Here is a 21,193-nt window from a genome sequence, read left to right on the forward strand (position 1 = left end):
CCTGGACGCAGATGAGTGTTGGATGAGTACCGTGGGCGGGTGGAGTTCGGGGTGCTCGGGGCGGTGATGGCCTGGGACGACGACGGGCAGCCGGTCGACCTGAAAGGCCCGCGGCACCGGGCGGTGCTGGCCCGACTGATCGTTGCCCGCGGCCGCGTCGTACCGGCGACTCGTCTGGTGGACGATCTGTGGCTCGACCCGCCTGACGGCGCGCTGAGCGCAGTACGGACCTTTGTCGCCTCGCTGCGTCGTGCGCTTGAACCGGACAGAGCGCCACGTACGCCGGCACGCCTGCTGGTGACCGAAGGGCCTGGCTATGCGTTGCGAACGGACGCTGTCGACGCGTGGCGCTTCGAGAAGGCGGCAGGCGGCACACTGCCCGAACTGCAGCAGGCGTTGGCGTTGTGGCGCGGTCCGGCGTACGCCGACTTCGCGGACGAGGACTGGGCACAGGCAGAGCGCGCGCGGCTCACTGAGCTGCGACTGCGAGCCGTCGAACGGCAGGCGGAGTTGCAGCTAGCGCTCGGCCTTGCCGCCGAGGCAGTGCCCGATTTGGACGCTCATGTGACCGAGCACCCGTGGCGCGAAGAGGCATGGCGGCTGCTGGCGCTCGCGCTCTACCGCACTGGTCGTCAGGGCGATGCTCTCGCCGTACTGCGGCGCGCTCGCTCGATGCTGGTCGACCAGCTCGGTGTCGATCCAGGTACGGCGTTGAACCGCTTGGAGACCGACATCCTCAACCAGGCCGACCACTTGGCGCCTGCGTCGGCAGGGCGGGTGTGGGAGGAGGCGGCCGCGGCGTACGACCGCACTGTGGGAGCGGGCGCACGGGTGCGGCTGGAGTCGACGGTGGGATTGCTGCGCAACCTGGCAGTCACCGGAGGCGGCGGACTAGAGGCCGCCCGCCGCCACCGGCTCGCCGCCGTCACTGCAGCCGAGGAGCTCGGCGATCCCGACCTGACCGCGAGCGTCATCGGCGCGTACGACGTACCTGCGATCTGGACGCGGTCGGACGACGAGGCCCAGGCGGCCGCGATCGTTGCCGCGGCGGAGCGAGCCCTGCGGACGCAGGAACACCCGGCTGCGCGAGCACGCCTCCTTGCGACGATCGCGCTGGAGTCGCGTGGATCGCGTGCACCACGTGCAGCGGACGCGGCGCGTGAGGCCGAGGAAATCGCCCGCGGGCTTGACGATCCGGCGCTACTCGCCTTTGTACTCAACGCTGTCTGGATGCAGACCTGCCATCGCGCTGGCCTTGCACCTCAACGTGATGCCATCGGTGTGGAGCTGGTGGACTTGTCGGCGCGGCACGGGCTGTTCATGTATGAGGTCCTCGGCCATCTGATCCGCCTGCAGTCACGTAGCGCCCTCGACGACTTCCCGTCAGCCGACCACCATGCAGCAGCCGCCGACGCCTTGGCGGCCAGGCACGAGCTTCCACTGGTCGGCGTCTTCACCACCTGGTACCGCGCCATGCGCGAGGACACGGAGCCCGCCTACCGCAAGGCAGCAGACCTGCTCGACGGCGCCGGCATGCCTGGCCTCCAGCAAGGCCTGCTACCCCTAGCCCTCGCATGCCATCACCTGCGCCACGGCCTGCCCGTCCCCGACCTCGACTACGGCCCTTACAGCCCGTGGGTCCGCCCGACCCATGACATCCCCGAGTCGCCACCAGGCCTGCTGCTCGAGACCCTGTGGTGCCTGACCGTCCACGCTGCCCGAGAGCGCGACGACGTACAACTGCTGGCCCGAGCCCGCGCCGCCCTGACCCCAGCAGCCGCAGAGCTGTCCGCCGGCTCAGGCCTCCTCACCCTCGGCCCGATCGCGGACTACCTGTAGTCGTCTGGCGAGCCTGTCTCGGACTTGCGCTCGGCGGCGACGCGCAGCTCGTGGTGGGACTGGTGTGCTGTGGTCCGGTAGGCCTCGTCGTGCGCGGCCAACGCGCCTGCAACCCCCGAGCCGTGACCACTGCGCTTGGCCCATTTCGCGAACCAGGTCAGGCCGGCCAGTACGACGGCCAGCCCGCCGACGAACACCAGATAGGCCATGTCGTCGAGCGTACCGTCGTTCCCAGGAAGCTCCCAGGATGCTCACAGGGCCGTTGCAGTACGGGCGACCAGGATTTAGTCATCGCCGGGAACGAGTCCCGGCCCCGGACCTTCCAGGAGCACCCGATGCGCACCAAGATCGTCAAGACCGTTGCCGCCGGCACCATTGTCAGCCTGGGCCTCGCCGCCGTCGCCTTCACCCCGGCCGCCTACGCGAGCACCACGTCCGACCGGACCACCGCGACCACCCGCACCGCCATCGGCCCACACCTGGCCGTCCTCACCGACCCGATCCAGCTCCCGGTCCGCAAAGCCGCCTAACCCCGCCGCGCGCGAACCGCCAACGCGTGCGGGACCTCGAAGCCGCCGGGTTCCTCGAAGTGCTCGAGGACGAGGCCGGTGCCGAGGAACGCGTTGAGATACTCGGCGAGCGGGATGTGGCGCATCCCGACCCGGCGGCGGATGCCGTCCTCGGCCCACCAGGGCGACTCCTACGCCCACCCGGGCGTGCGGTAGCTCGGGTGAACCAGCCGGCTGCCGTCGTCGGCGACGATCAGCGGGCCGTCGGTGCGGGTCCGGGCCATCCGGAGCTGGTCGGTCGAGAAATCCACCCCGACGACCTCCCGGCCAGTCGCGCGGATGGTCTCGAAGTTGCGCCCGGTGCCGCATCCGATGTCCAGGCAGGGCCCGGATCCAGGGCCGAGGAGGTCGAGCAGACCCGGTTGGTGGGTCTCCGCGCCGGCGACGAAACGCTCCTCGTACCAGTCGGCCAGGCCGTCGTACCGAGCCCTCATTCCAGCCTCCCCAGGTCGAGCTTTCAGCCTACCCAGCTCCCTGCTTTAGGTTGAGCAGACGACCTACGGGTAAGCTTTGCCGACGTTCTCTTTAGGTTTGGAAGGTCCACTGTGGGTTCGGTTATCAAGAAGCGCCGTAAGCGGATGGCGAAGAAGAAGCACCGCAAGCTGCTGAAGAAGACGCGGGTTCAGCGCCGCAAGCTCGGCAAGTAAGCAGTTCCTACCGCGCCGGCACCCGGCGGCGCGGTGCAGTGTGGGGTTGCTGTCTGGCTGGGGGTCTCTCGTGGCACAGGTGGTGATGGTGACCGGCGTCTCGCGAGACGCCGGCGCTCGCTGTGCCCGCAGGCTGGCCGACGACCCGTCGATCGGCACGGTGCTCGGCGTGGATGTGGTGCCGCCACGGGCCGAGCTGGGCCGGGTCCGGTTCGTCCGGGCCGACATCCGCAACCCCGTGATCGCCAAGGTGATCGCCGCCGAGGACGTCGACACGGTCGTCCACACCGGCGTCGTGGCCACCCCGGGCAGCGCCGGCGGCCGGTCGTCGATGAAGGAGATCAACGTCATCGGCACCATGCAGCTGCTCGCCGCCTGCCAGAAGGCGCCCGGCGTGGCCAAGCTGGTGGTGAAGTCGTCCACCACGGTGTACGGCGCGGGTCCACGCGACCCCGCCATGTTCACCGAGGAGATGGCGCCGCGGGCGATCCACCAGACCGGCCTCAGCAAGGACGCGGTCGAGGTCGAGGGGTACGTGCGCGGGTTCGCCCGGCGCCGCCCCGACGTCTGCGTCTCCACGCTCCGGATGGCGAACTGGATCGGTCCCAGGACCGACTCCCCGATCACCCGGTACTTCTCGATGCCCGTGGTGCCGACGGTTTTCGGGTACGACGCACGCCTCCAGTTCCTGCACGAGGACGACGGTGTCGCGGCGATCCATCACGCCACCGTCAACGACCTGCCCGGCACCTTCAACCTGGCCGGCGACGGGATCCTCGCGCTGTCCCAGGCGATCCGGCGACTCGGCCGGCCGGCCCTGCGGCTGCCCTCGTTCACCGCGTCCAGCACGGCGGCCGCCGTACGGCGCGCGCGGCTCGCGGACTTCTCGCCCGACCAGATCACCTTCCTGACCTACGGCCGGGCCGTGGACACGACGCGGATGCGGACCGAGTTCGGGTTCGAGCCCGCCTACACGACGGCCGGGGCCTTCGACGACTTCCGCGCTTCGCTGCGGCCGGGCGCGGTGTCGCAGGCGGCCCACCTTCTCGGCGCCGGGTTGGGAGCGCTGCGTGGCTGACGCCGAGGTGATCCCGATCGGTACCGGCGGGCGACCGGGCCGCGGCAGTGGCCGCCGTACGACGCCCTCCGCGGCAGCCCGCGCGCTCGCCGGCTCGTCCTCGAAGCGGAGGAGGAAGCCCGCCCGCGCCAAGGCTCCGGAGGCGCCGCCCGAGCCGGTCGGTGTCGTGCCGGACGCCGAGGACATCCCGGTGCTCGAAGCCCCGGCGGCGTTGGACTTCGCCGGGCTCGAGCGAGTGGTGCGCGAGTTGTTCGGCGACGAAGGCGAGCGCCGGGTCGCGGAGTGGCTGGCGTTCCTGCGCCGGCGGCTGAGCGGGACCTACGAGGTCGACGAGTTCGGGTACGACGCCGACCTGACCGACCAGGTGCTGCTGCCGCTGCTGCGGCCGATGGCGGAGAAGTGGTTCCGGGTCGACGTGCGCGGGGTGGAGAACATCCCGTCCGAGGGCGGCGCGCTGATCGTGGCGAACCACTCCGGGACGATGCCACTGGACGGGCTCGTCACCCAGCTGATCGTCGCGGACCACGCGCACCGGCCGCTGCGGACACTGGCCGCGGACCTCGTGTTCCAGACGCCGTTCGTCGGTGAGCTGGCCCGCAAGGGCGGGGCCACGCTGGCGAGCAACGACGACGCCGAGCGGTTGCTCGGGCGCGGCGACCTGGTCGGCGTGTGGCCGGAAGGGTTCAAGGGGATCGGGAAGCCGTTCAGCGAGCGGTACAAGCTGCAGCGGTTCGGCCGGGGCGGGTTCGTCAGCGCGGCGATGCGGACCGGGGTGCCGATCGTGCCGTGCTCGATCGTCGGCGCCGAGGAGATCTATCCGCTGGTCGGCAACATCGCGTCGCTGGCGCGGCTGCTGGGCGTTCCGTACATCCCGATCACGCCGTTCTTCCCGCTGCTCGGGCCGCTCGGGCTGATCCCGCTGCCGTCCAAGTGGCTGATCGAGTTCGGCGAGCCGATCCGCACCGACGACTTCCCCGACGGCGCCGCCGACGACCCGATGCTGGTCTTCAACGTCACCGACCAGGTCCGCGAAACCATCCAGCAGACCCTCTACACCCTCCTAATGCAACGCCGCAGCGTCTTCTTCTAACGCGCCCGGCCCGCCGCCCCCATCCCCCCGGCCGACCTCACCGCCCCGCGGCGCCCCCGCCGATCCCTGCCAACCCCACAGCCCTCCGCCACCCTGCGGCCCCCGCCACCCTGCGGCCCCCGACGATCCCACCGCCCCCGCGCCGACCCATCGCCCCCGCGCCGCACCCACCGCCCACCGGCCGACCCCATCGCCCCCCCGGCCACACCCATCCCCCGCCACACCCACCGCCCCCGCGGCGACCCCGGCGCCCCGCCGACCCCACGGCGTTCGAGGGGATATCCCATGCCGTGCTGGGTTCTCCCCTGTTACACGAGCAGAGAACCCCAACTTCGAGCGGATATCCGGCTCTTGTGACGGATGTGTGGGCCGGGGGGGGCGGTGGGGGGCGGGCGCGCATCGCTGGGTTGTTGGGTTTGTGCGCGTCGAGGGGCGGACCGCCGGGCCATCACATTCGGCTGGTGTCGGCGGTGCCAGGCGGGGTGCCGGGCGGTGGGTGGTGATTGTGATGGCCTGGCGGTCCGCGGCATCGGGATCCGTTCGCGGGTGGTCGGGGTGGCATGGGGTGCGGTGCGCTCGACCGCCCTGGGTGGCGAACTGGGGGCACGCAGCCGACTCACACATCAGACAGGAGAGCCGGATATCCCCTCGGACGCGGCCGCGTGGGCTGCGAACGCGGCCGGGGCGGCGCGGTGCGGTGGGAAGCGAGGAGTCCGCGTGAGGTGGGAAGCGAGAAGCCCGGCGCGGGTGCGCCGGGCTTCTGCTGGGGTCAGGGACCTACTTCCACGGGGGGAAGAGGGTCTCGATGACGCCGGGGATGTTGATGATCGGGGTGGATGGGAGCAGCGTCGGGAACGGCCAGGGCCACTGGGTTGCGCCCGGGGTGGGGATGGTCGGTACGACGGTCGGCGTCGACGTCGGAGTGGAGGACGCCGACGGGTTCGGCGGGGTCTTCAGGCTCGTCGGCGGAGTGTTGGACTCCTGGACGATCGTCGTGTTCGGCAGCTGCTGGCTCGGCGTCGCGCTCGGCGCGGTGCTCGCACCCGTCGACGGCTTGGTGGACGCCTTGCTGCTCGCCCCGCCGTTGCCGGGGTCGTTCGGCTCGGTGACGGTTCCGGTGTTGGGTGCGGCCGGCTGGTTGCCGCCCTTGGCCGGCTTCGGCGCCTCGCACTTCGGGCAGGCGGCCGTGGTGTGCCCGGCCAGCTGCTCGATGGTGGCGAGTGCCTCGACGGCGGACTTCAGCGATTCCGGCGGCAGTTTCGGTGCGAGTTCGACAAGAGCCTGGCGGGCGCTGGTGATGAACTGCGTGACCGCCGTGATCGAACCGGCGTCCCCGTCCTGCTGGTACGACGCGACCAGCCGGGACACTCCCTTGCGGGACTGTGCCGAGAAGTCGTCGAGGGTGGCGTTGATCGTGCCCACGTCGCCGCCGTTCTCGGCCAGCGCGCGAACTTCGGACAGTCGGGTCATCGCGTGCTCGAGATCGCGCCGGCCCCGGGAGTCGTCCCCGACGCTGACGTTGGTGGAGACGTTCTCGATGCTGCGCTTCATCCCGTACAAGGTGTCACCGGGCATCGCCTGCTGAGCGGCGGCGGCAGAACCGATGCCGCCTCCGAGCAGGACCAGCGCGGCGGTACTGGCCACGAGCCGGATGCGCCGGCCGTGACGATGGCGGATAGCTGTCACGGACGCGTCCACGTCCTCGCTGCCCGGCGGGTCGTCCGAGTCGTCCGGAGAGCTGCGCACCATCGTCGGAGTCGTCGTTGCCGCGCGGGCCGCCGCCTGCTCCATCAGGCGGTGCCGCAGCTCGGCACTGAACTCCGGTCGCGGTGCCACTGCGCCGGCGGTCCTCAGCCGTCCGACCAGTTCCACAGCTTCCATCAGCTCGGGGTCATCGCTCAGTCGCGAAGAGTGACGGGGCCCGTGATCGACGGCGTGCGCGAATGCCTCCGCGCGCGCTCGAGCCCTGTGTAGGTCACTCATGAGTTCTCGTTCTCCTCAATGGCCAGTCGGGGTCACCGACAGGTCCTCATCAGGCAAACGAGGAAACTCCCTGACGGGTTACGAAAGACATTCGTTGTCATCCGCCTCACCTCAAGTCCTTGGGGATAACCTTCGCCAAGTGCCGTACGGCCCTCAGTTGCAGTTGCTTGACGGCGCCTTCGGACTTCTCCAGCGCCTTGGCCGTTTCCGCGATCGACAATCCGGCGAAGAATCGCATCGTCAGGCAGTCGCGTTGCTCGTCGGGCAAGGCCGCGACCGCGTCCCGCAGCACCTCGGCGGTGGCGGCGGCGAGTACGTCGATCTCCGGCCCCTCGGTCTGCCGGTCGTGCGTCTCGATCTCGTCCGTGACCACCTCGAGCCGGACCCGGCCGGACTTGTAGTGGTCGGTGATGAGGTTCCGGGCGATCGTCACCAGCCAGGCTCCGAAGTCCCGGCCCTGCCAGCGGAACGAGTCCAGCGCGCGCAGCGCCCGGACGAACGTCTCGCTGGTCAGGTCCTCGGCGAGTGCCGACGACGACACCCGCGCGTAGATGTAGCGGTAGACGGTGAGCGAGTACTCGTCGTACAGCTCACCGAAGGCACCGACGTCCCCGGCCTGGGCGCGATCGACGAGCTCTGCACGTCTCATCCCGTCCGGGCTTGGCTCCGGCGTCGTCAAGATTTCTCCCCGTTCAACTGACACGTCTTCTGACACATCCGCGGATGGCCACAGCGGCTGAGACAGCACCGAGCGTTACGCCTGAAGCACCCGCTGTCAACAGTCCGAGGCGTGCCGCCTTCCGTCCGGTCCGATAGTCACGAATGCGCCAGCCGGCGACTTCCGCGTGGCGGCGCAGCCTGCTGTCGGGGTTGATCGCGCATGGATTCCCCACCAGCTCGAGCATCGGCAGGTCGTTCACCGAGTCCGAGTACGCCGCGCAGGAGGCCAGGTTCAGCCCTTCGCGCGCCGCAAGCGCGCGGACGGCCTCCGCCTTGGCCGGGCCATGGAGGATGTCGCCCACGAGTTCACCTGTATATATCCCGTCACGCTCTGCTGCAACCGTTCCGAGCGCGCCGGTCAGTCCCAGCCGCCTGGCGAGCAGTCTCGCGACCTCGACCGGAGCCGCTGTCACCAGCCAGACCCGCTCGCCGGCGTCGAGGTGCTGCTGCGCCAGCGCGAGCGTGCCCGGCCAGATCCGGTCGGCCATGATCTCGTCGAAGATCTCCTCGACCAGGATCTGCACCTCGGCCACCCGGTGGCCGGCAATGAACGACAGCGCCGCGGCCCGCGCGTTCGCGACCGAGTCCGGAGTCTCGCCCTGGAGCCGGAACCTCAACTGTGCAAAGGATTTCTGCGCGATCTCGCCGGTCGTGAAGAACTTACGGCGGTACAGCCCGCGGGCCAGATGGAACATCGACGCGCCCTGCAGCATCGTGTTGTCCACATCGAAGAACGCAGCCGCGTCGGGAACCTGCGGCGTTTCCAGTGCCGCTTCCAGCTCGGCCGCGGCCGCGCTGGCCTCCCCAGCCAGAATCGATCTGGCTCGGAGGTCACGTGACGTACCCCCACCCATGAAGCAGGACCTTAGGGCACGGAACCCTCGCCTGTCGCCTACTGCGCGTCACCGTCTCGAACTGTGCCCGGGGGAGCGCAACATGCCCGGGTGAACGTGGCAGACTCGCCTGGTGAACTTCAACTTCGCGGACGTTCTTCGTGACACAGCGCAACGTCACGGCGAACGTCTCGCACTGGTCGACGGCGACCGGCGGCTGACCTGGGGCGAGGTCGACGCCGCCGTCGACAGGGCTGCCCAGGGGTTCGCCGCAGCCGGCCTGGTGCCGGGGTACCGAGTCATCCTGCTGCAGGCCAACAGCATCGACTTTGTCACGTCCTACCTGGGGATTCTCCGCGCAGGCCTGGTCGCCGTACCGCTGAACACGGGGTTGACGGCGGCCGAGATCAGCGGTGTCGTGGAGCACTCCGGCGCCCGGCTGGCGATCGCCGACGGAGACCTCGCGGACAAGGTCCAGGGCCTCCGGACGGTCCGGGCCGGCGATCTCCAGGGTGACGCTCCGTTACTTCCGCAGCTCGACCCGGAGACCCTCGCGGTCCTGCTCTACACGTCCGGGACGAGTGGTGACCCGCGGGCGGCGATGTTGTCGCACCGCGCGCTGGCCGCGAACGTGAAGAATCTTTCCGGCCTCGGCGAGGACCGGATGGGCCCGGACGACGTCGTACTCGGCGTGCTGCCGATGTTCCACGCCTTCGGCCTGAACGCCGTTCTCGGCTGGGCCGTCGCGACCGGCGCGGCGCTCGTCGTCGAACCGCGCTTCGACTCGGTCCACACCCTCGACCTGATCAGCAGGTACGGCGTGACGCGGCTGCCACTCGCCCCGCCGGCCCTGCACGCCTTGCTGGCTCAGCCAGGTCTCCACGACGCCCTGCAGACGGTCAAGGTCGTCCTCACCGGCGCGTCGACTCTCGACCGCGCGCTGGCCGACCGCTTCGAGCAGGAGACCGGCAAGTTCGTCCACCAGGGGTACGGCCTGACCGAGGCCTCCCCGGGGGTCACCACGACCCTTGGCGAGGAGGACCCGAAGCCCGGTTCGGTCGGCCGCGCACTGCCGAACATCGAGCTTCGGATCGCCGACGAACAAGGTGAGGACGTCGAGGGCGACGATCCCGGCGAGATCCTGATCCGAGGCGCCAACCTGTTCTCCGGCTACTGGCCGGACGGTGTCGACGGACCGGACGAGGAAGGCTGGTACCGCACCGGCGACGTCGGCTACCTGGACGCCGACGGCGACCTCTTCCTGGTGGACCGGTTGCGTGAGCTGATCATCGTGTCCGGGTTCAACGTCTTCCCGAGCGAGGTCGAGGAGGTCCTGGTCGGCGCTTCCGGCGTCCGCGAGGCCGCCGTGATCGGCGTAGCGTCCGAGGAGACCGGGGAGGCGGTGAAGGCGTTCGTCGTACCGGAGACCGGCGCGAGCGTGGACACGGCCGCGGTGCGGGAGTACGCCGAGACCCGGCTGGCCCGGTTCAAGTGCCCGGTCGAGATCGAGGTGGTCGACCACCTGCCGCACTCGGTCACCGGCAAGGTCGCGAAGGGCCGGCTGCGGAAATGACCCGGGTCACGCTCTACGGCAAGCCCGGCTGTCACCTCTGTGACGACGCCCGGACGATCGTCCAGGCGGTCTGCGCCGAGCTCGGCGTCGACTGGTCCGAGATCGACATCACGCAGGATGACCGGTTGCTCACGGAGTACGGCGAGCAGATCCCGGTGACGTTCGTCGACGGCAAGCAGCACGACTTCTGGCGCGTCGACCCAGCCAGGCTCCGGAAGGCCCTCACCTCTTAGTGCTGTCCGTCACCTCGGCCTTCGCCGATTTTGTTCTCACGTTCACAAGCTCCTAGAGTAAGAAGAGCCGCCGGCCGTCAAGACCGCGGCCGTGGAGAACCGTTCCCAGGAGAATTGTGACGCGTGCCAGCAGCCGTCGCCCCGGCCCGCCGACGAGAACCGAACGCGGCATTCCCGAGGCGACTGTCGCGCGCTTGCCGGTCTACCTGCGGGCTCTCACTGCGCTGTCCGACAGCGGGATCGCCACCGCGTCGAGCGAGGATCTGGCGACCGCGGCCGGCGTGAACTCGGCCAAGCTCCGCAAGGACCTGTCCTACCTGGGCTCCTACGGCACCCGCGGCGTCGGGTACGACGTGGAGTACCTGCGCTACCAGATCGCCCGCGAGATCGGCGTCACCCAGGACTGGGCCGTCGTCATCGTCGGGATCGGAAACCTGGGGCACGCGCTGGCCAACTACTCCGGGTTCGGCACCCGCGGGTTCCGGATCGTGGCGCTGCTGGACGCCGACCCGAACCTGATCGGGGAGCGGGTCGGCGACATGGAGGTCCGCGACTTCGCCCAGATCGAGGACATCGTGAAGGCCGACCGGGTCTCGATCGGGGTCATCACCACGCCTGCCGGTCCCGCCCAGGAGGTGTGCGACCGGCTGGTCGCCGCCGGGGTGACCAGCATCCTGAACTTCGCGCCCGTCGTGCTGTCCGTGCCCGACGGCGTCGACATCCGCAAGGTGGACCTCTCGATCGAGTTGCAGATCCTGGCGTACCACGAACAACGAAAGTCCGGAGAGGCGGCGCTCCCCGAGGTGCCCGAGCTACCAGCGATGAACGGTCTGACCGATCTGCCGAGTGTGGGCGGAGGTGTCGGCGCATGAGTTACCTGGTCGTCGGTATCAGCCACCGCTCAGCTGACATCAACGTCCTCGAGCGAGTGGCGCTCGACCCGGACGCGGCGACCAAGCTGGCCCTGGCCGTCAAGCACACCCCGGCGGTCTCCGAGTCCGCGGTCCTCGCCACCTGCAACCGGACCGAGGTCTACGCGACCGTCGACCGGTTCCACGCCGGCATGGACGAGGTGACCGCGATCCTGTCCGACGTCACCGGCGTACCGCTGCTGGACCTGGCCGAGCACCTCTACGTGCACTTCGAGGAAGGCGCCGTCGCGCACCTGTTCCAGGTCTCGGTGGGCCTCGACTCGATGATCGTCGGCGAGAGCCAGATCCTCGGCCAGGTGAAGGACACGCTGCGCGTCGGCCAGGACCTGGAGACGGTCGGCACCGAGCTCAACGCCGTACTCCAGCACGCGTTGCGGGTCGGCAAGCGGGCCCGCACCGAGACCGGGATCGACGCCGCCGGGCGCTCCGTCGTCTCGGCCGGCCTCGACGCGGTCGGCGGCTTCGAGGGCCGTCGCGCGCTGATCGTCGGCGCCGGCTCGATGGCCTCGCTGGCCGCGCAGACCTTGCTCAACGGCGGCGCCGCGAGCGTGACGATTGCCAACCGCAACTACGACCGCGCGGTTGCGCTGGCCAAGCGGGTCGGCGGGACGGCGGTCCAGCTGGCCAACGTCCCCGAGGCGCTGGCCGAGGCCGACCTCGTCGTGTCGTGCACCGGCGCGCGCGGCGTTGTACTGACCGAAGAAATGATCCGGAACGCGACTGACGGGCGGCCGTTCGGGGTGCTGGACGTCGCGCTGCCACGGGACGTTGCGCCCGAGGCGGCCCGGATCCCCGGGGTCACGCTCGTCACGCTGGCCGACCTCGCCGGGACGGCAGGCGGCAGTGAGGACGACATCGACGGCGTACGGCGGATCGTCTCGGAGGAGACGGGATCGTTCGAGGCCACCCGGCGGGCCGCATCGGTCGCGCCGACCGTGGTCGCGCTGCGGGCGATGGCGACCGAGCTGGTCGATTCCGAGCTGGCCCGGCTGGAGCGCAAGCTGCCCGGGCTGGACGACGCGCAGCGGCAGGAGGTCGCCCGGACCATTCGCCGGGTGGTCGACAAGGTGCTGCACACGCCGACCGTGCGGGTGAAAGAGCTGGCGGCCGATCCAGGCGGACCGACGTACGCCGAAGCACTCCGCGAGCTGTTCGCGCTCGATCCGGCCACCGTCGACGCGGTCACGGCCGCGAAGATCCCGGAAGAGACCAGCAACACCCGCGCCGACGCGACCGGAGGTGACCGCGCATGATCCGGCTCGGCACGCGGCGGTCCGCCCTCGCGACCGCGCAGGCGACCTGGGTGGCCGACCAGCTGCGAGCGCTCGGGCACGAGGTCGACCTGGTCCCGATCGTCACCGCCGGCGACGTGAACAGGGCGCCGCTGGAGCAGATCGGCGGCACCGGCGTCTTCGTCAGCGCGCTGCGCGACGCCTTGCTGTCCAACGAGATCGACATCGCCGTGCACTCGCTGAAGGACCTGCCGACCGCACCGGTCGAGGGTCTCGCGATCGGCGCCGTACCCGTCCGTGAGGACCCGCGCGACGTGCTGGTCGCCCGCGACGGGCTGACCCTCGGCGAGCTGCAGCAGGGCGCCCTCGTCGGCACCGGCTCACCCCGCCGGGTCGCCCAGCTCGACGCGCTCGGCCTCGGCCTCGAGTGCACCGGGATCCGCGGCAACGTGGACACCCGGATCGGGATGGTGGCCGATGGCAAATTGGACGCGGTGGTGCTGGCAAGGGCAGGGTTGTCCCGGTTGGGACGGCTCGCCGAGGTGACCGAGACGCTGGATCCGATCCAGGTCCTGCCGGCTCCGGGACAAGGTGCCCTGGGCATCGAGTGCCGGGCGGACGACACCGAGGTGCTGGCCGCGCTGGCGCCGCTGGAGGACCCGGGCACCCGGGCGGCGGTGACGGCGGAGCGGCAGATGCTTGCCACTCTCGAGGCAGGGTGCACGGCTCCGGTCGGCGCCCTCGCCGAAGTGGTCGAAGGCGAGGACGGCCCGGAGCTGTGGCTGCGGGGGGCGCTCGGCCAGGAGGACGGCGTACGGCGGTTGTCGGCCAACGGGCCGGTGGACGACCCGGTGTCACTGGGCAAGGCGCTGGCGAACGAGTTGCTGGAGCAGACATGACACCGGCACGGGGCACGACGACGAGGGCGTCGCATGACACGGCGCACAAGACGAGCAGCAGGACGAGGACGAGGGCGAAGGCAGACGTGAGCAGCGCGAAGACAGCAGCCACCGCGGCATCCAGGACGCCTCAGAAAGTGCCGGCGAAGGCTGCCGCCACCAGCACGGTCAAGCAGACCAGACCACTCGGCCATGTCACGTTCGTCGGTGTCGGGCCGGGCGACCCCGCCCTGCTGACGCTGGCCGGCCGCGACGTCCTGGCGAACGCCGACGCCGTCGTGGTCGAGGGCCCCGAGCACGACGCCTTCCTGGCCTTCTGCAGGCCGGGTGTCGAGGTGGTCGACGGGTCCGGCGCAGAGGGCAGCCGGGCGCTGAAGGTCGCCGCCCGGGCACGACTGGTGGTGAAGACGGCCAAGTCCGCGGCGAACGTCGTACGCCTGCTGACCGGTGACCCGTTCACCTTCTCCAGCGGCGCCGAGGAGGCGGCCGCGTGCCGGAAGGCGGGCATCGGGTTCAACATCATCCCGGGTGTCAGCGAGGTCAGCGCCGTCCCGACGTACGCCGGGATCCCGCTGACCATGAAGGGCGACCGTGAGGTCACCGTCCTCGACTTGGCCGAGGCCAAGCTCGACCTCAGCCGGCTGCACCCCAAGCAGACGCTCGTGCTGCTGAACGCGACCGACGTACTCAAGGAGACCGTCGCCGCGCTGATCGAGGCGGGCTTCGACGCCGGCACGCCGGTCGCGGTGACCGTCGGCGGTACGACGACCCTGCAGACCAGCGTGGTCGGCACCCTCGAGACGATCGTCGCCGACCTGCGCGCAGCCAAGGTGACCGGCGAGGCCGTCGTCGTGGTCGGCGCCGTGGTCGAGCAGCGCGAGGCGCTGTCCTGGTTCGAGACCAAGCCGCTGTTCGGCTGGCGGATCCTGGTGCCGCGCACCAAGGACCAGGCCGGCCCGCTGATGGACCGGCTCCGGCGGTACGGCGCGATGCCGGAAGAGGTCCCGACCATCTCGGTCGAGCCGCCGCGCAACCCGCAGCAGATGGACAAGGCGATCCGCGGCCTGGTCGAGGGCCGCTACGAGTGGGTCGCGTTCACCTCGGTCAACGCGGTCAAGGCGGTCCGGGAGAAGTTCGACGAGTACGGCCTGGACGCGCGGGCGTTCTCCGGGCTGAAGATCGCCGCGGTCGGCGACAAGACCGCCGAGGCGATCGGCGCCTGGGGCATCCGCCCGGACCTGGTCCCGTCCGGTGAGCAGTCCGCGGCCGGCCTGGTCGAGGACTGGCCGCCGTTCGACGAGGTGCTGGACCCGATCAACCGGGTGTTCCTGCCGCGGGCCGACATCGCCACCGAGACCCTGGTCGCCGGCCTGACCGACCTCGGCTGGGAGGTCGACGACGTGACGGCGTACCGGACCGTCCGGGCCGCCCCGCCGCCCGCGCCGACCCGCGAGGCGATCAAGTCCGGCAAGTTCGACGCGGTCGTGTTCACCTCGTCCTCGACGGTGCGCAACCTGGTCGGCATCGCCGGCAAGCCGCACGCGTCCACGGTGATCGCGGTGATCGGCCCGGCCACCCTGAAGACCGCCGAGGAGCACGGCCTGCGGGTCGACGCGATGGCCGACACCCCGTCCGCCGAGGAACTGGCCGACGCCCTCGCTCGCTTCGGCGCCGACCGCCGTGACACCATGATCGAGGCCGGTGAACCGGTCACCCGCCCGTCCGAGCGCCGCTCGGGCTCCCGCAGGAAGAGCTGATCAGTGCCTGGTTTCCCGGAGGTCAGGCCGCGGCGGCTTCGGTCGTCGGCGGCGATGCGCAGGCTGGTCGCGGAGACCACCCTGGAACCGCGGCAGCTGATCCTGCCGATGTTCATCCGGGAAGACGCCCGCGAGCCGATCGCGATCAAGTCGATGCCGGGCGTGTACCAGCACACCCGCGACACCGCCCGCAAGGCGGTCGCCGAGGCGGCCCAGCTCGGACTCGGTGGCGTCATGCTGTTCGGCGTACCGACGTCGAAGGATGAGACCGGCTCCGGCGCGCTGGACCCGGACGGCATCCTCAACGTCGCGATCCGGGACGCGGTCAGCGAGGTCGGCGACGCGCTGCTCGTGATGTCGGACCTGTGCCTGGACGAGTTCACCTCGCACGGGCACTGCGGCGTACTGGACTCGTCCGGTCGCGTCGACAACGACGCGACGCTCGCGATCTACGCCGACATGGGCGTCGCCCAGGCCTCCGCCGGCGCGCATGTGGTGGGGCCGTCCGGGATGATGGACGGGCAGGTCGGGGTGGTCCGTACGGCGCTGGACGCGGCCGGCTTCCAGGACACGGTGATCCTGGCGTACGCCGTGAAGTACGCGTCGGCCTTCTTCGGTCCGTTCCGTGAGGCCGTCGGCTCGTCGCTCCAGGGCGACCGCAAGACGTACCAGCAGGACAACGCGAACGCCCGCGAGGCCCTCCGCGAGGTCGACCTCGACGTGGCCGAAGGCGCCGACATCGTGATGGTGAAGCCGGCCCTCGCCTACCTGGACATCATCCGCCAGGTCCGCGACCACGTGGACGTCCCGGTTGCCGCGTACAACATCTCCGGCGAGTACGCGATGGTCGAGGCCGCCGCCGCCAACGGCTGGATCGACCGCGACCGCGCCATCCTCGAAACCCTCACCTCCATCCGCCGAGCCGGCGCCGACACCATCCTCACCTACTGGGCCGCCGAAGCAGTCCACCTCCTGAGGTAATCGCCCATCACGGCCACCGGGGTCAATCCCACGCGTGCTACGCACCCGCTCCTACGTCGCGGCCGCGACGCGCGCTCCCACCCACCCATCACTTGTGTGCTGCCGCCCGCCTTTGCGGCTGCCGCCGCCACTTCGGCTGTCGCCTGACCTGCGCACTCCTTCGTCGTGCGCACTCGACGACGAGGTCGGCGCCCGTCCGCAAGCCGACCCCCCGTCACGGCGATCGGGACAAGCACCACCTCGCGCTTCTGCCTGTCGCATCCCAGACCGGATCACTGCGGAGGGTCGCGACTAATCGGTGCCCAGCGCAACCACCTAGCCATGCCGAGCCATGCGCGCGGTCCCACCCCGAGGGGTAGCCTGCGGGGATGACTTCGTCGGGTGGCTACACCGCGGAGCCCCCTCGCAAACGCATGGGGGCGGGTGCGTCGAGGAGAATGAGTCGCCGCGTCAGGCAGCACCTTGAGAACCCACCGACCATCTCGGCCGCCGAAAAGTGGTCGGTGGCTTCTCAAGGTCAGGGGCGGCAGGCGGCGGTTGCTGCGTCTGTTGGTGTAGGCCGGCTTCCGACGTGCGCTTGCACGTGACGGGCAGCTGAGCTCGGTCGGGTTTACGCTCTCGGGTCTGTGAGAGAGGAGATGGCGTGGTTGAGGTGGTTGGGGATGGGGAGTTGGCGGGGCTCGCGGCGCGGCAGTTGATGTGGGCTCGGGAGGCGGCGGGGTATGCGGCTGACTTTGCGAATCAGGCCGATGAGGTGGTGCGCGAGGTGGAGACGCGGGTTGCGCGGGATCGGGCCACGGATCTGTGGAAGGACGTGTTCCGGGCGGATGTCCGGCTGTTCAAGATTCGGGAGAATCTCGGGCGGAGTGCTGCGTGTGGGCGGGAGTTACTCGAGCAGGTCGGCGACTCGCCGGACCAGCGGACTGCGCAGTTGCGGGCGCGGCTGGAGAAGCTCGAGGGCACGGTGAAGGCGGCGATGGAGGGCGCGGACGCGGGCAGCCGGCGGATTTCTGTGGCGCTCGACCAGCTCGATCGGGTCGTCAGTCGGGTGCCGGGGACGGACGTCTACCAGGTGCTGACCGCCGCCGACATTCGTGAGGTCATGACGCAGGTCGAAAGCGAGGTCGGGATCGCTGCCGCTCAGCAGATACAGACCGCGGCTGGTGCGAGGATCGTCGGCAGCGACCCGATGGACCCACGCAGGCGCCCGACCGCTGACCCGAGGTGACGCCCGTACGACGTCGCCGTACTGACGTCAGCGGTGGATGGTGTAGTCGGATTGGGTGAAGCCCGCTTTCAAGGTGCGGGTCGCGTTGTGGGTGAGGGCGATGTCCGTGTCGAGGTCGCCGAACAGGCGGATGCCGGTGCCGAGCAGCACGGGCGCGGTGGTGATGGTGAGCTCGTTCAGCAGGCCGGCGCGGAGGAAGGTCTGGATGACGCGGGCGCCGTCGGTGTAGATGCGTTTGGCGCCGCGGTCGTTCAGGGTCTCGATCAGGGCGTCGAGGGTGCGGTGCACGATGATGCGCTCGTCGGCGTCCGGGTCGAGAGTGGTGCTGAGCACCTCGACCTGCTTGCCCTCGTACGGCCAGAAGTCGAAGCCGAGGACCTTCTCGTAGGTGTTCCGGCCCAGTACGACGGTGTCCACCGACGCCATGAACTCGTCGTACCCGGTGTCGCCGGCGTGTTCGCCGCGCGTGGTGAGCCAGTCGATGGACCCGTCCGGGCGCGCGATGTAGCCGTCGAGACTGGTGGCGATGAAAACAGCCGCGTGGAAGCTCACGAAGACATTTTTCCACGCGGCCGCAACCAGGCCCCGGCTAGCCCTTCAGCCCGGTCTGGGCCAGGCCTTCGACGAACTGGCGCTGGGCCAGGACGAAGATGATCAGGACCGGGAGCGCGGACAGCGTCGCCGCTGCCAGCTGGGTGTTCCACATCGGGCCCCCGTAGGCGTCGACGTACTGCGTCAGTGCCTGCGGGATGGTGAACTTCTCCTTGCTGGACAGGAACACGATCGGCTCCAGGTACAGGTTCCAGCTGTGCAGGAAGGTGAAGATCGAGACCGCGCCGATCGCCGGCCGCGCCAGCGGCAGGCAGACCCGCCAGAACAGCCCGAACCGGCCGAGGCCGTCCACCCGGCCGGCCTCCTCCAGCTCACCGGGCAGCGTGATGAAGAACTGCCGCATGATGAAGGTGGCCAGCACGCTCGGCGCCCCGAGCGCCGGGACCAGGATCAGCGGCCAGTGCGTGTCCACCAGGCCGAGCGCGTCGAACATCCGGTACAGCGGGATGATCGTCACCTCGTTCGGCACCAGCAGCCCGGTCAGCACGATCACGAAGACCACGCCGGCGCCCCGGAACCGGATCCGCGCGAACGCGTACCCGGCCAGCGCGGACACCGCGAGCGTCAGGATCGTCACCGCCAACGCGATGTAGAGGCTGTTCACGTACTGCCGCCCGAACGGCTGCAGCTCGAACACCTGCCGGTACGCGTCCAGCGTCGGCGACCCCGGCAGCAACGACGGCGGGAACGCGAAGATCTCGGTCACCGGCTTCAGCGAGGTCGTCGCCATCCACCAGATCGGGAACACGAACGGCACACAGCACACCAGCAGGACGCCGTACACGAGCACCTTGAGCTTAGGACTCATGGAACACCCACCTCCGCCGCATCCGCCACTGGATCACGGTCAGCACCAGAACGATGAAGAACAACAGCAACGCCAGCGCCGAGCCGTACCCGAAGTGATGGAACTGGAACGCCTGCTGGTACAGGTAGTACACAAGAACCGTCGTCGACGTGCCCGGACCGCCCTGAGTCAGTACGGCGATCTGCGCGAACACCTGCAGCGACCCGACGATCGTCAGGATCATCGTGAGCAGGATGGTCGGACTGATCAGCGGCACCGTCACCCGCCGGAACCGCGCCCACGCCGACGCCCCGTCGATCCGGGCCGCCTCGTAGAGCTCGGCCGGCACGCCCTGCAATGCCGCCAGGAACAGCACCATGTTCAGCCCGACGTTCTTGAACAGCTGCACCACGATCACCGACACCATCGCCGTACCGCCCGAGCGCAACCAGTTCGGCCCGTCGATCCCGAAGACGTCGAGGAAGGCGTTCACCCCGCCGTTGTCCTGCAGCAGGAACCCCCACACGATCGTCCACGCGACCAGCGTCACCACGACCGGCGAGAAGAACAGCGTCCGGAAGACGACCGTGCCCCGCAGCTTCTGGTTCAGCAGCACGGCGAGGAGCAACGCGAGACTGAGGTTCAGTACGACGAGCCCCGCCGAGAACAACCCCGTTGCCCTGAGCACCGGCCCGAGCTGCTGGTCGTCCGCGAGCGCGGTGTAGTTGTCCGCCCCGACGAAGGTGAACGAGCCGGCCAGCACGTTCCACTCGTGCACGCTGTACCAGACCACCAGCCCGAGCGGGACGATGACGAAGGCAACGATCCCGGCGAGCTGCGGCGCGACCATCAGCCAGCCGGCCAACTCGTCGCGCCGCCGCATCGTCCAGTACGGCGCCTTGCCCGCCGGTGTCACCGACGCGGCCGGCTTCTCCAGCAGCAGTGTCATTTCGCCAGCAGCGGGTTGATCTTCGAGCACACGTCCGACAGCACGGTCTTCACGTCCGCGCCCGGCTTCCACAGCGGGTCGAGCGCGGCCCGGACGGTCTGCTGCAGTTCGGCGTACCCGGTGTGGCTGGGCTTGATCGTGCCGCGCTCGATGCCCTTGACCACGACACTCTCCAGCTGCGCGGGCTTGAGCAGCGGGTTGGCCTTGGCCAGCGTCGTCGTGGTGAGCTGCGACTTGCGCGGCGGCGGGAAGAACTGCGCGAGCTTCGCCGAGTTCTCCGCGTTGCTGAAGTAGGCGAGGAACTCCTTCGCCTCGTCGGCGTTCTTGCCCCGTTTCAGCACCCCGATGCCGGCCTGGCCGACGACCGAGTACTTACCGGCAGGGCCCTCCGGGAGCGGGACCAGGTCCCACTTGAACTTGGCCTTCTCCAGCAGCGCCGCCCGGCTGATCTGGGTCAGCACCATCGCCGAGTCGCCGGCATAGAAGTCCTTGGTCACGCCCGGGCCCGGCATGCCCTTGTCGGTGAACACCAGCTTGTGGACGAACGTCATCGCGTCCACCATCGCCGGCTGGTCGAACTGGCAGCTCTTGCCGTCCTCGCTCCACGGCCGCGCGCCCCAGCCGGACCAGATCGCGTTCAGCGTGTCCCAGCCCTTGAAGTCGAAGTCGCCGACCACGAGGCCGCCCTTGCCCTTGGCCTGTACGGCGGCCGCGGTCTTGGCAGCCTCCTCCCAGGTCCACGTCCCGGCCGCGATCTGCTGCGCCGGTGTCGGTCGTCCGGCCGCCGTCACCAGGTCGGTGTTGACGAAGACACCCAGCGGCGAGGTGGAGAACGGGTAGGCGTACAGCTTGCCGTCCTTCTCCCAGTTGGCGGTCGTACTCGGCAGCAGGTCGGTGTCCTTGTCGATCTCCGCCAGGGCGCCCGAGCTGACGAAGTCGGGCGCGGTGCTCTCGAAGATCCAGGCCAGGTCGGGGACGTTGCCGCCGCCGATCTGCGTGGTCAGCGTGGTCGTGTAGTTCTCGAACGGGATCGCCTCGAAGGTGATCTTGCCGACCTCCGGATGGTCCTTCTTGTAGTCGGCGGCGATCTGGTCGAACAGCGCCAGGTGCTTGGCGTTCGCGCTCCAGATCGTCATCCGCAGGTCGACCGGTCCGTCCCCGGCGGACCCGGAGGAGCCGGAGCCGCCGCCGCAGGCGGTCAGCAGCACCGCGGCAGTGGCGGCCGCGGTCAGCGCACGTAGCTTCATGAGT

At 69.8% G+C, this 21,193-nt stretch carries 23 protein-coding genes; 13 read left to right on the forward strand and 10 right to left on the reverse strand.

Features of this window, described 5'->3' with window-relative positions; translation table 11 throughout:
• The first annotated feature begins 39 nt into the window (after nucleotides 1-39).
• Nucleotides 40-1,839 carry a BTAD domain-containing putative transcriptional regulator gene (locus ACIBGM_RS44015; RefSeq protein WP_396388951.1) on the forward strand — a complete coding sequence of 600 codons (1,800 nt, stop codon included), beginning with the start codon at nucleotides 40-42 and terminating at the stop codon, nucleotides 1,837-1,839.
• On the opposite strand, the gene ACIBGM_RS44020 is transcribed toward ACIBGM_RS44015, so the two are convergent.
• Entirely contained in the window at nucleotides 1,830-2,048 is a 219-nt protein-coding gene (locus tag ACIBGM_RS44020) for a hypothetical protein (protein ID WP_396388952.1), read from the reverse strand. The genes ACIBGM_RS44015 and ACIBGM_RS44020 overlap by 10 nt on opposite strands.
• A 126-nt stretch (nucleotides 2,049-2,174) precedes the next feature.
• Between ACIBGM_RS44020 and ACIBGM_RS44025 the strand changes: the two genes are divergently transcribed.
• On the forward strand, nucleotides 2,175-2,369 hold the full coding sequence (locus ACIBGM_RS44025; protein ID WP_396388953.1) for a hypothetical protein: 195 nt from the start codon (nucleotides 2,175-2,177) through the stop codon (nucleotides 2,367-2,369).
• On the opposite strand, the gene ACIBGM_RS44030 is transcribed toward ACIBGM_RS44025, so the two are convergent.
• On the reverse strand, nucleotides 2,366-2,494 hold the full coding sequence (locus ACIBGM_RS44030; protein ID WP_396388954.1) for a hypothetical protein: 129 nt from the start codon (nucleotides 2,492-2,494) through the stop codon (nucleotides 2,366-2,368). The two genes, ACIBGM_RS44025 and ACIBGM_RS44030, sit on opposite strands and share 4 nt — an antisense overlap.
• Before the next feature lie 45 nt (nucleotides 2,495-2,539).
• Nucleotides 2,540-2,842: a methyltransferase domain-containing protein gene (locus tag ACIBGM_RS44035; protein ID WP_396388955.1), complete on the reverse strand. Its 303-nt coding sequence runs from the start codon at nucleotides 2,840-2,842 to the stop codon at nucleotides 2,540-2,542.
• Between the two features lie 111 nt (nucleotides 2,843-2,953).
• Between ACIBGM_RS44035 and ACIBGM_RS44040 the strand changes: the two genes are divergently transcribed.
• The 3 genes from ACIBGM_RS44040 to ACIBGM_RS44050 all read left to right on the forward strand — a co-directional run bounded on the left by ACIBGM_RS44040 (nucleotide 2,954) and on the right by ACIBGM_RS44050 (nucleotide 5,223).
• Complete coding sequence (locus ACIBGM_RS44040) at nucleotides 2,954-3,055, forward strand: 30S ribosomal protein bS22 (RefSeq protein ID WP_008356322.1); 102 nt, start codon at nucleotides 2,954-2,956, stop codon at nucleotides 3,053-3,055.
• A gap of 70 nt (nucleotides 3,056-3,125) precedes the next feature.
• Complete coding sequence (locus tag ACIBGM_RS44045) at nucleotides 3,126-4,133, forward strand: NAD-dependent epimerase/dehydratase family protein (RefSeq protein ID WP_396388956.1); 1,008 nt, start codon at nucleotides 3,126-3,128, stop codon at nucleotides 4,131-4,133.
• Nucleotides 4,126-5,223 (forward strand): lysophospholipid acyltransferase family protein, encoded by a 1,098-nt coding sequence (locus ACIBGM_RS44050; RefSeq protein WP_396388957.1) that lies wholly within the window; start codon nucleotides 4,126-4,128, stop codon nucleotides 5,221-5,223. The genes ACIBGM_RS44045 and ACIBGM_RS44050 overlap by 8 nt, the downstream gene beginning before the upstream one ends.
• 777 nt (nucleotides 5,224-6,000) lie before the next feature.
• Here the strand turns inward: ACIBGM_RS44050 and ACIBGM_RS44055 are convergent.
• The 3 genes from ACIBGM_RS44055 to ACIBGM_RS44065 form a co-directional block, all read right to left on the reverse strand.
• Complete coding sequence (locus tag ACIBGM_RS44055; protein ID WP_396388958.1) at nucleotides 6,001-7,104, reverse strand: DUF5667 domain-containing protein; 1,104 nt, start codon at nucleotides 7,102-7,104, stop codon at nucleotides 6,001-6,003.
• Between the two features lie 208 nt (nucleotides 7,105-7,312).
• A complete protein-coding gene (locus ACIBGM_RS44060; RefSeq protein WP_360536823.1) occupies nucleotides 7,313-7,855 on the reverse strand; it encodes a sigma-70 family RNA polymerase sigma factor in 543 nt (180 codons plus the stop codon).
• A 43-nt stretch (nucleotides 7,856-7,898) separates the two neighbouring features.
• Nucleotides 7,899-8,780 (reverse strand): HAD-IB family hydrolase, encoded by an 882-nt coding sequence (locus tag ACIBGM_RS44065; RefSeq protein ID WP_360536825.1) that lies wholly within the window; start codon nucleotides 8,778-8,780, stop codon nucleotides 7,899-7,901.
• A gap of 112 nt (nucleotides 8,781-8,892) precedes the next feature.
• Between ACIBGM_RS44065 and ACIBGM_RS44070 the strand changes: the two genes are divergently transcribed.
• The 8 genes from ACIBGM_RS44070 to ACIBGM_RS44105 all read left to right on the forward strand — a co-directional run bounded on the left by ACIBGM_RS44070 (nucleotide 8,893) and on the right by ACIBGM_RS44105 (nucleotide 17,594).
• Nucleotides 8,893-10,332 (forward strand): class I adenylate-forming enzyme family protein, encoded by a 1,440-nt coding sequence (locus ACIBGM_RS44070; protein ID WP_396388959.1) that lies wholly within the window; start codon nucleotides 8,893-8,895, stop codon nucleotides 10,330-10,332.
• Complete coding sequence (locus ACIBGM_RS44075) at nucleotides 10,329-10,565, forward strand: glutaredoxin family protein (protein WP_396388960.1); 237 nt, start codon at nucleotides 10,329-10,331, stop codon at nucleotides 10,563-10,565. Before ACIBGM_RS44070 ends, ACIBGM_RS44075 begins: the two co-directional genes overlap by 4 nt.
• Before the next feature lie 116 nt (nucleotides 10,566-10,681).
• Complete coding sequence (locus ACIBGM_RS44080; protein WP_360536831.1) at nucleotides 10,682-11,437, forward strand: redox-sensing transcriptional repressor Rex; 756 nt, start codon at nucleotides 10,682-10,684, stop codon at nucleotides 11,435-11,437.
• Nucleotides 11,434-12,750, forward strand: coding sequence for a glutamyl-tRNA reductase (locus ACIBGM_RS44085; protein ID WP_396388961.1), 1,317 nt, complete (start codon nucleotides 11,434-11,436; stop codon nucleotides 12,748-12,750). The genes ACIBGM_RS44080 and ACIBGM_RS44085 overlap by 4 nt, the downstream gene beginning before the upstream one ends.
• Nucleotides 12,747-13,628 (forward strand): hydroxymethylbilane synthase, encoded by an 882-nt coding sequence (gene hemC, locus ACIBGM_RS44090; protein ID WP_360536835.1) that lies wholly within the window; start codon nucleotides 12,747-12,749, stop codon nucleotides 13,626-13,628. Before ACIBGM_RS44085 ends, hemC begins: the two co-directional genes overlap by 4 nt.
• Complete coding sequence (locus ACIBGM_RS44095; RefSeq protein ID WP_396388962.1) at nucleotides 13,625-15,385, forward strand: uroporphyrinogen-III synthase; 1,761 nt, start codon at nucleotides 13,625-13,627, stop codon at nucleotides 15,383-15,385. The genes hemC and ACIBGM_RS44095 overlap by 4 nt, the downstream gene beginning before the upstream one ends.
• Nucleotides 15,386-15,388: 3 nt before the next feature.
• On the forward strand, nucleotides 15,389-16,366 hold the full coding sequence (hemB, locus tag ACIBGM_RS44100; protein ID WP_360536839.1) for a porphobilinogen synthase: 978 nt from the start codon (nucleotides 15,389-15,391) through the stop codon (nucleotides 16,364-16,366).
• A gap of 643 nt (nucleotides 16,367-17,009) precedes the next feature.
• On the forward strand, nucleotides 17,010-17,594 hold the full coding sequence (locus ACIBGM_RS44105; protein WP_396388963.1) for a hypothetical protein: 585 nt from the start codon (nucleotides 17,010-17,012) through the stop codon (nucleotides 17,592-17,594).
• Between the two features lie 27 nt (nucleotides 17,595-17,621).
• On the opposite strand, the gene ACIBGM_RS44110 is transcribed toward ACIBGM_RS44105, so the two are convergent.
• Genes ACIBGM_RS44110 through ACIBGM_RS44125 form a run of 4 tightly spaced genes read right to left on the reverse strand, consistent with a single transcriptional unit; the run spans nucleotide 17,622 to nucleotide 21,189 of the window.
• Complete coding sequence (locus tag ACIBGM_RS44110; protein WP_360536843.1) at nucleotides 17,622-18,146, reverse strand: dihydrofolate reductase family protein; 525 nt, start codon at nucleotides 18,144-18,146, stop codon at nucleotides 17,622-17,624.
• A gap of 37 nt (nucleotides 18,147-18,183) precedes the next feature.
• Complete coding sequence (locus ACIBGM_RS44115; RefSeq protein ID WP_396388964.1) at nucleotides 18,184-19,014, reverse strand: carbohydrate ABC transporter permease; 831 nt, start codon at nucleotides 19,012-19,014, stop codon at nucleotides 18,184-18,186.
• Entirely contained in the window at nucleotides 19,004-19,942 is a 939-nt protein-coding gene (locus ACIBGM_RS44120) for a sugar ABC transporter permease (RefSeq protein WP_360536847.1), read from the reverse strand. The genes ACIBGM_RS44115 and ACIBGM_RS44120 overlap by 11 nt, the downstream gene beginning before the upstream one ends.
• Nucleotides 19,939-21,189 (reverse strand): ABC transporter substrate-binding protein, encoded by a 1,251-nt coding sequence (locus ACIBGM_RS44125; RefSeq protein ID WP_396388965.1) that lies wholly within the window; start codon nucleotides 21,187-21,189, stop codon nucleotides 19,939-19,941. Before ACIBGM_RS44125 ends, ACIBGM_RS44120 begins: the two co-directional genes overlap by 4 nt.
• Nucleotides 21,190-21,193: the final 4 nt, after the last annotated feature.

The organism is Kribbella sp. NPDC050470 (assembly GCF_044458365.1).
In the GTDB taxonomy this organism is placed as follows: Bacteria; Actinomycetota; Actinomycetes; order Propionibacteriales; family Kribbellaceae; genus Kribbella.